Annotated in this window: 6 protein-coding genes and 5 pseudogenes; 5 read left to right on the top strand and 6 right to left on the bottom strand. The window is 59.0% G+C overall.

The features are described 5' to 3' along the window. A pseudogene (locus tag C7I87_RS06815) lies at positions 1 to 213 on the top strand (transposase); the annotation flags it as partial. A 112-nt stretch (positions 214 to 325) separates the two neighbouring features. Here C7I87_RS06815 and C7I87_RS06810 read toward each other — a convergent pair. The 3 genes from C7I87_RS06810 to C7I87_RS35555 are packed head-to-tail and all read right to left on the bottom strand — an operon-like array spanning position 326 to position 1,048. Further along, complete coding sequence (locus C7I87_RS06810) at positions 326 to 544, bottom strand: hypothetical protein (RefSeq protein WP_246696217.1); 219 nt, start codon at positions 542 to 544, stop codon at positions 326 to 328. Positions 545 to 560: 16 nt separating this feature from the next. Next, positions 561 to 809 carry a hypothetical protein gene (locus C7I87_RS35560; RefSeq protein ID WP_210250620.1) on the bottom strand — a complete coding sequence of 83 codons (249 nt, stop codon included), beginning with the start codon at positions 807 to 809 and terminating at the stop codon, positions 561 to 563. Continuing rightward, the gene (locus C7I87_RS35555; RefSeq protein ID WP_210250616.1) at positions 806 to 1,048 is read right to left on the bottom strand and encodes a hypothetical protein; all 243 of its coding nucleotides are present in this window, start codon (positions 1,046 to 1,048) and stop codon (positions 806 to 808) included. Before C7I87_RS35555 ends, C7I87_RS35560 begins: the two co-directional genes overlap by 4 nt. Positions 1,049 to 1,770: 722 nt before the next feature. Between C7I87_RS35555 and C7I87_RS06800 the strand changes: the two genes are divergently transcribed. Continuing rightward, on the top strand, positions 1,771 to 2,445 hold the full coding sequence (locus tag C7I87_RS06800) for a 4'-phosphopantetheinyl transferase family protein (RefSeq protein WP_149903458.1): 675 nt from the start codon (positions 1,771 to 1,773) through the stop codon (positions 2,443 to 2,445). 577 nt (positions 2,446 to 3,022) lie between these two features. Here the strand turns inward: C7I87_RS06800 and C7I87_RS06795 are convergent. Then, positions 3,023 to 3,582 (bottom strand): annotated as a pseudogene (locus tag C7I87_RS06795) (DDE-type integrase/transposase/recombinase); the annotation flags it as partial. Between the two features lie 65 nt (positions 3,583 to 3,647). Between C7I87_RS06795 and C7I87_RS06790 the strand changes: the two are divergent. Then, the gene (locus C7I87_RS06790; RefSeq protein ID WP_149903457.1) at positions 3,648 to 4,700 is read left to right on the top strand and encodes an IS110 family RNA-guided transposase; all 1,053 of its coding nucleotides are present in this window, start codon (positions 3,648 to 3,650) and stop codon (positions 4,698 to 4,700) included. Positions 4,701 to 4,915: 215 nt separating this feature from the next. On the opposite strand, the pseudogene C7I87_RS06785 reads toward C7I87_RS06790, so the two are convergent. Further along, positions 4,916 to 5,047: pseudogene (locus tag C7I87_RS06785) on the bottom strand (IS3 family transposase); the annotation flags it as partial. A 173-nt stretch (positions 5,048 to 5,220) separates the two neighbouring features. After that, positions 5,221 to 5,859 carry a hypothetical protein gene (locus tag C7I87_RS06780; protein ID WP_246696216.1) on the bottom strand — a complete coding sequence of 213 codons (639 nt, stop codon included), beginning with the start codon at positions 5,857 to 5,859 and terminating at the stop codon, positions 5,221 to 5,223. 616 nt (positions 5,860 to 6,475) lie between these two features. On the opposite strand from C7I87_RS06780, the pseudogene C7I87_RS06775 reads away from it, so the two are divergent. Further along, positions 6,476 to 6,823, top strand: a pseudogene (locus C7I87_RS06775) (transposase); the annotation flags it as partial. Between the two features lie 492 nt (positions 6,824 to 7,315). Then, positions 7,316 to 7,836: pseudogene (locus C7I87_RS35550) on the top strand (hypothetical protein); the annotation flags it as partial.

The following is a 7,836-nucleotide window of genomic DNA, read 5'->3' as shown; positions in this document are numbered from 1 at the left end:
TGCTGCGCCGCAGTTATCCTTCACCCGCTTCCTCGACGATGGCCGTATCTGCCTATCGAACAACGCGGCCGAGCGAGCTCTGCGCGGCATCGCTCTCGGCAGAAAGTCATGGCTGTTCTGCGGTTCCGATCGCGGCGGACAGCGCGCTACCGTTCTCTACAGCCGGATCGTCAGCGCCAAGATGAGCGATATCGACCTCAGTCCTGGCTCGCCGCCGCATAATCAACACCGAAACCATCGCCGCGCTCGAAAAGCCGTACCCATCCGGTGAAGACCGCAGACGTGCGTATCCGCAGCCATGAGCTCCTGCACCACGGTGTTGAGGTCAAGCTTTCGGTGGGGAGACCCGATGATATTCTTCGAGGAGGAGTTCGACCTCCTCGACGCCTTCATCGGTGAAGGCCAAGATCCCGTCGTCATCGTTGGCCCCGTAGACCCAGATGACGCCGTCCTCGGGCTCGAGACCGAGCGTCAGGTCCTGGATGAGCTCTTCGCTGACGCCGAGGTCCCTGGCGACACGGTCGACGGTGTGAACGTGATGCACCTTATTGCGCTCATGATCAGGCCGCCGCTGGTTGGGTCCGCAGTTTTGCGGATCTCCGATTCCATGGCAGCAAATCATCGATCCGATGGGCCGGATAGGCGGGCAGTCGGGCGAAGACGGCGGCGACGCAGGCGCGTGGAACGCTGAAGTGCGTTCGCAACCGATCGACCACCGGCAGCAGGACGGTCACGTCAGCGGCGTTGCCAAGCACCATCTCGGTGCAGATCGGCCGGCCCTCGGCATCAACGACCAGCGCCAGGATCATTTGCGCCAGATCGGGGCGGAAGTCCTTGGAATGCCCACGCTTCCCCAGCGTCTGCCGCCCGCGCCATGGAAGGACAACGAGGTTGTGTCCATGAACACAAGGCTGAGGTCGGTGAACAGGTCCTGCCGGCGTGCGAAGAGCTTTTCCTCGATCACGTCTTTCACGCAGCGCGCCACCAGCGCGCCTTGCGCCTTCGCCGAGTTCCTCGCCCAGCCACGCCATGGCCCGGTAAAAGTCATGGAGCGCCAGACCCTCGGCGTGGACCGCCAATGCGGCGAGGGGCAATCCGCCCCGCGTCAATGTCGGACAAGCGTTCGCCATGGCGCGCAATTGAGGCCGCCAATCTGTCAAGTCGCTGGCAACCAGCGCATCCTTGCGGCCCAGCGCGGCGATCAAGCGGTGGCGAACGGTTTTGCCGCCGCGGATACTTTCCACATAGAGATAGCGCTGCTGCACGCAACTTCTCTCAAGGACCGGCTCGCGTCAAAGGACTGCGACATACGCGCCCCTTACGGGGGTGGATTCAACAGCGCCCCAGAATGCCACCCTTGCCGCTCGCCCCATAGCGTCTACCTTAGTGGGTACGATCCTTCCATCCCGTCGTATGCGCGCACCCTAATGGTTTCTTCTCCCTAGCCAAGGTTCGCATATTGACTGGCACGACGATTGCTTCGAACACGGTGGGGGCTGGTTATGAAAAAGGCGGTACCGCGGTCACGGCCCCCGGAGTTCAGGTGAAACCTGCTCTTTCAATCCAGCGGAGTGCCATGGATGGGCTGAGAGGTGAAAGATGAAGGATTGGTCTCGTCCCCGGTGCCTGCAAGCAGACATTTCTGTCGATATTCAGACCTCCGGTCAGGTACCTCCGTGCGTCATGTGCCACGTCGGTTCGATTTCAGGCTAGCGCTGGCAAAGCCTGCAAAGCAGCTTTACACTTTCCAGAACAAGGGCTTGTTTACCTATGACGACGCTCGCGACTCTAGAGGCTACTATCTGTTCGGCCTTGGGGCATGACATCAGCTTTTCGGGCGAGCCACTAGGTGATCCGATTCCGCTTCCATTTGCCACGGAAACCGACATGCTGGGAAACGTCTCGCTTCGTCGTAGGCGTGAGTTCGCTTGGGGACGGCATCACGCTCGTGAGGCGTTGCGTCAATTGGGTGTTGCTCCTGTCCCGATCTTGTCGAGGGCAGATGGCGCTCCTCTGTGGCCTTCCGGAGTCGTCGGAAGCATCTCCCACTCTTGCTGCGACTGCGGAGCCGTTGCCGGACGTGTCGATAACGTGCTCGCTCTTGGGCTGGATATTGAAGATGATGAACCACTCGGAGCGGACCTGCTGCCGATCATATGCACGCCTACCGAAACAGAGCGGGCGGAATGGTCCAGCAGTCGTTTCGGTCCGAAACTGATCTTTGTGATAAAAGAAGCCGTGTACAAAGCATACGCGCCGAGTACCGGTGCATTCTTGGATTTTCAAGATGTCTGTGTCAGGATCGAGCACGAAAGCGGGTCATTCGAGGCCGAGATTGTCAACTCAGACAAACCTATGAGTTTCGGCAGTCGGATCATAAAGGGAATTTATCTCCCATTTCGCATGGGGATGATGGCCGTGGCTGCGGCATTTCGAGAAGCGTGATGCCCTTGCTTGAGCGTCGGATGCTCTCGATTCAGGCGTGCCCTGCGCGTCGGCAGTGGCCGATGCGCTTGGCATCCCTCTCCCGCGGCGACAACGATACGCCATCACACCGTGGGACTAAACACCTAGAGTGGCGGAAAGTGAAAATCGCACTTCCGCATCCGAGCCCATACTCGCGGTTTTTATCACGTTTCTGCGTGTCTACAGCATGTCGCGGCGAATAGGATTCGCCCGACCTGCTGTAAGCTTCTGATTTTATGCATGTCGTTGTCCCGGAACCGAGGACACTTCCGGGCGACATGCATTAGCGGCGACCTACACAGATGGACAGCAGTTCGAAAACTACCAATCCTGATCGTGAGGGCATCGCTTCGATGACCCTGTAGATAATGTTCGGGTCTTCCGCCTGGATCAGAAGCTCGTGTTGAGGACGGTGAGGGCCGCCTGCGTGCATACCCTGTGTTTGCTATGGACGAGATCTTTCCCTTGCCGGTGGAAGCCACCTGGTTCGATGACTTGACCAACGTCACGCAGCAAGAGCATGCTGACGAACAGAGAGACCTTGACTGCACGCTCCATTTCCTTCCGCTCTTAGGCCATTGTCGTTGACGATCATCCTCGGCCGGCCGCGCTCGGTGATGAGCCGGTCCAATTCGCGGGTCACCCGCACGCCGAGAGAGACGTATCAACGATGAGTGCCAGGCACTCTCTCGTGCAGTCGTCGACGGCGGCCATGATGTGGAAGCGGCGCCCGTCGGTGAGCTGGTCCGACACGAAGTCAAGCGACCAGCGCTCGTCGGGCACCAGCATCAGCGCCCTGGTCCCGATCACCCGCTTGCGGCCGCCACGGCGGCGAACGGCGAGCTTCTCCTCCCGGTAGAGCCGGAACAGCTTCTTATGGTTCACGACGAGGCCTTCCCGCCTCAACATCACGAGAAGACGCCGGTAGCCGAACCGCCGCCGCTCCTGCGCGATCGCCTTCATCCGCTCGCGGACCTCACGGTCGTCGGGACGGCTGGTCTCGTAGCGAACCGTCATGCGGCAGCAGCCGATGGCTTTACACGCCCGCCGTTCGCTCATCCCGAAGGCATCGTTCAGGCGAGCGACAGCTTTCCGCTTGGCCGCGGGCGTCACCATTAATGGGATGGTCCGCCCCGTCCTCCCGCAGCATCATCTGGGCAGTCACAACAAAGGAGGTTGCAATGTCCCAACGCAATGCGCCGCGCCCTGCGGCAGTCTATGGAGGCGATATCGGCAAGAACATCTTCCACGTCGTTGGCCTGGACAGCGGCGGCGAGCCCGTCCAGCGAACTCGCTTTCGACGCGATACGCTGCTGCAGTTCTTTGGACGAGCAGCGCCGGCGATCGTGGGGCTGGAATCGTGCGCAGGATCACAATGGATCGCCCGGAGACTGCAGGCACTGGGGCACAAGGTTCGCCTGATCCCGGCGCAGTTCGTGAAACCCTACGTGAAGTCGAACAAGAGCGACATCATCGATGCCGAGGCCATCGCCGAAGCCGCCACGCGACCGACAATGCGTTTCGCTGCGATCAAGAGCGAGGAGCAGGCTGACCTCCAGGCGCTGCATCGGGTGCGCGACCAGATGATCGGCACGCGAACTCGTCTCATCAACCAGATGCGAGCATTCTGCCTGGAATGCGGCATCGCATTGAGACAAGGAGCGGGCCTGTTCAAGCTCGACCTGCCGCTGGTTCTCGACGATGCGTCAAACGACCTCTCGCCGGCGATGCGCAAACTGCTCACGGATCTGTTTGCAGACCTGCACCGGTTGGAGCAGCGCATAAGCGACGTGACGAGGGAGATCACTGCGATTGCAGATCGAGAAGATGTTGCCCGCCGGCTCATGACGATCCCCGGAATCGGAGCACTGGGCGCAACCGCCCTTCTTGCGGCCGTCGGCAACGGACGTCAGTTCCAGAGGGCTCGCGATCTGGCTGCTTGGCTGGGCCTTGTCCCCCGGGAACACTCGACCGGAGGCAAGCAGAAGCTCCTTGGCATCAGTAAGCGCGGGAACCGCTACGTCCGCAAGCTCCTCGTTCATGGCGCGCGATCCTGCTTTCGACACCTAGATCGAACCCGGGATCGCCTTGGAAGCTGGCTCGACGGCTTGCAGAACCGGATGCACCCGAACAAGGCCGTTGTCGCACTCGCTGCCAAGATGGCGCGCATTGTCTGGGTTGTCCTGACCAAGCCGGGGGCGCTCTACGAACGCAGGGATCCTGCATTCGCCTGACCCTCTCGGCTCGATGGCAAGGCTCGGGAATAGCGATGACGAAACAGTGGATCAGCATGCCGTAAGCCCTGTGCAAAAAAGCGGGCTTCGTGCCTGAACCATTTATTGGGAACGGCGTGCGCGGATCTCATCATGGCCTGGCTGCAACAGCAGTCCACTCGCGAGAGGCCGGATACATTTATGCAACTGGAATCGTCATTTGCGATGTCGCGAACCCTTGCACGGACGGGGCGGACCATACATTCTTTTCCCACAAGATCCTTCATCGCGGCATTGTCGAGCACGGCATCGGCCAGAAGTCGCTTCAGCCGTGTGTTCTCGTCCTCCAGCGCCTTCAGTCGCCGAGCCGTCATTGAGAAGCTGGGAACGTCATTTGGGGGCTGTGACCGTATTGCGTCGCACATAGCTGAAGCAGACAGGATATGCCGGTCGTAAGAGCCATGTCGGGCGACAGTTAGACCTCTCCTATGCGGACTACTCAGCCATCTCGCCCGGGGTCCGACCGCAAGCCAAACCGTGATCAAGAAGGGCTCGACACCGGCATTTCAGTCGTCGTGCGCTTAATCAGCTGGAACAATTCGGGCCGCGTTATCCAAATAAGCCAATCATCGTCCTCGATTCCTCGCTCGGGTAAACTCAAAATGGAGCCATGCGCCTCTCTATGGAGATAACCGTACTGATCGGCAATTCCCCTTTCGATTAACCAAGAAGGAACGAGAGCATAAATGAAATCTGGGGACCATTTCGCTAGCGCCAGCCCAAACGCAATGCCCGCGAGAATACCTGCTAATCCCTTTCCCCTAAAATCGTCTCGGAGCCATAGGTCGCCGTGATAAGCTACGACTCCAGTTATTTTCCGAGCCGTCGGTGCATGGCAAGCACATGACGAGCCTGATCCGGCTTGGTTCTTCGGATCCGCGTAGCATGCTTTCAAGGATTCGAGGTGTTCAGCCAAGGTGGTTGTCGTCAGATCGTCAACGCGAAGCGCTTGAACATGCGCTATTTTGTCAGATTGATCTTCTCCGATTATCCAGAACGCACGGCCCGGTTCAATCCGTGAACAATCAGGTCGGAATTTTGGAAAGGTGGGCGACTTTCCATAAAGATTCGTTGTAATGTCAATGTACTCGTCAAGATCATCCCCCATCTTGAATCGCATGCCAACCTTAAGAGCTTCCTGATGTTTCGTACAAACGTACCTTGATACATCAAGGGTTGTACATTTCGTCATCGCCTATTCCCTCGCGTTACCGTCAGAGTCCGGCTCGATGATATGGGAAATTATTGTTAGACGATACTACCTTGTCTTGTAGTTGACCCTCCGGAAGCTCCCCTTCTCGCTGTGTTTGACGTGAAGCGACCATACGTTGCGGAAGTCGCACGCTTGTAGTGATCGCGCTGCTTACCCAGTTCGACGGGGCTTAACGCCACGGGCTTGTGCATGTTCGTAGAAGGTTTCGTTCACAAATGGAGAGCGGACACATGATTTCCTCATGCTTTCAGCCTGATCGGGAGTTGATACGCGTCTATGCCGAACAGGTCGCCAACGGGATCCGAGTCTACGGTCCGTCAGGGCGGATCGCATTACGAGATGCCGGCGTTCGCTCGAATACGCGGCGCTTTGCAACAGGTCAGGACAAACCCTGCGGGTGATGCGGTATGACTTGGAACAAGACGTGGGAAGCAAGTGTTGAGAAGTCCTGACTGGAGAAGCTAGAGCAGCTGGGAGCGCTTGTCTCCGCCTTGGGGCTTTGCTCGCGTCGCGCCGCTCTCGCCTCGACGGACCGATGACGGGTGAATGGTTCGCCGCTTATGCCGAGCATGTACTGGCACCTACGCTTCGAGTTGGTGACATCGTCATCCTCGACAACCTGCCCGCTCACAAAGTCACCGCCGCCCGCCAAACGATCGAAGCGGCCGGCGCGCGAATGCTCTTCCTACCGCCTTACAGCCCCGACTTTAACCCGATCGAGAATGCCTTCTCCAAGCTGAAGTCGATCCTCAGGAAAGCCGCCGCACGCAACATCCCCGAGCTTTGGGACGCAATCGGCGACGCCCTGCCACGCTTCACCGCCGAGGAATGCACAAACTACTTCTGCGCCGCAGGATACGAGCCTGAGTGATCAGATTCTGCTCTAGACCAGGTCAATTTCTTGCTTTACCGGCGTGCAGCCGATATTGCCGACGTCGAGATCTGGCGGCGCGCAAGGTGACATTGAGCCCGGGGCACATCTTCAGTTCGTCATGACCGAGACGCATGTACGCTATATTCACGTACTGCGCCTCGGCGCCTCGGTCGAAATGTTTACTGCGCTAATCGGGATTGAAGAAGGAGGTATCAAATCTTTAGATTCCTCATTGCCACCGAATGTTCATGTCACGGCCGGCGAAGCCGATGGCGAAACGGGGAGGACGACCTCCATCGCAAACGTGAAAGACGTGTGTCGTCCGACCGAATTCGGTTACGGTTGCAACCTAAAAGTCGGACACGGTTGCAACCTAAAAGTTTGCCGGAGTAGGCTCGCTCAGATGAATTTTGATGTGAGGCTCACGTGGACCCACGAAATAGTAATCCATTCCGTGTAACAGCTTTGGGGCAGGTGCAGGACGCCGGCTTGGAAGAGGGGCAAGCTGGTCAGGTCGGGCAACTGGGCTTTGAGCAGCACGTGGCCGAGGCGCGCCGAGCCGATCCGTTGCAACGGGTTCGCGATGCGGAGCCAGTTTCCTCGGGCGGCTCTCAAGAGCCCGGCCGCTGGGCTGCCCCGTCCCCAAGATCAGACGGGGTTCCCGACGCGCTCCGGCCGCTGTTCGATGATCAAGCCGACGAGCCGCCAACCAATCCAGAGGAGTTTCTGCGACTGGTAGACGGGTTTAGCGAGGTGCTTCAGCGAGGGCAGGATGATCAAGCCGCCTCTGCGATCAAGGATGCTATAAACGTCTCATTCGCCGTTCCCAGAGGCTTCTCCCATGCGGCTCAACGCGTCCCAGACGCGATGCTCTCTTCATTGGACCGCGATGGCCTCTTGCCGGATGCGGGCCAGACCCGGCAAGTTGAGCAGCACGTGGCCGAGGCGCGCCGAGCCGATCCGTTGCAACGGGTTTGCGATGCGGAGCCAGTTTCCTCGGGCGGCTCTCA

This window comes from Mesorhizobium sp. SARCC-RB16n, from assembly GCF_008520305.1.
Classification (GTDB): Bacteria; Pseudomonadota; Alphaproteobacteria; order Rhizobiales; family Rhizobiaceae; genus Mesorhizobium.
The sequence above is the reverse complement of the archived record's forward strand: the minus strand, read 5'-3'. Positions and strand labels throughout refer to the sequence as shown.

What these genes read in the sequence shown, in the direction of transcription:
- C7I87_RS35560 (WP_210250620.1), bottom strand. Translation starts at nt 809, where the DNA reads ATGATCCTGGCGCTGGTCGTTGATGCCGAGGGCCGGCCGATCTGCACC.
- C7I87_RS35555 (WP_210250616.1), bottom strand. Translation starts at nt 1,048, where the DNA reads ATGACTTTTACCGGGCCATGGCGTGGCTGGGCGAGGAACTCGGCGAAG.
- C7I87_RS06800 (WP_149903458.1), top strand. Translation starts at nt 1,771, where the DNA reads ATGACGACGCTCGCGACTCTAGAGGCTACTATCTGTTCGGCCTTGGGG.
- C7I87_RS06790 (WP_149903457.1), top strand. Translation starts at nt 3,648, where the DNA reads ATGTCCCAACGCAATGCGCCGCGCCCTGCGGCAGTCTATGGAGGCGAT.
- C7I87_RS06780 (WP_246696216.1), bottom strand. Translation starts at nt 5,859, where the DNA reads ATGCGATTCAAGATGGGGGATGATCTTGACGAGTACATTGACATTACA.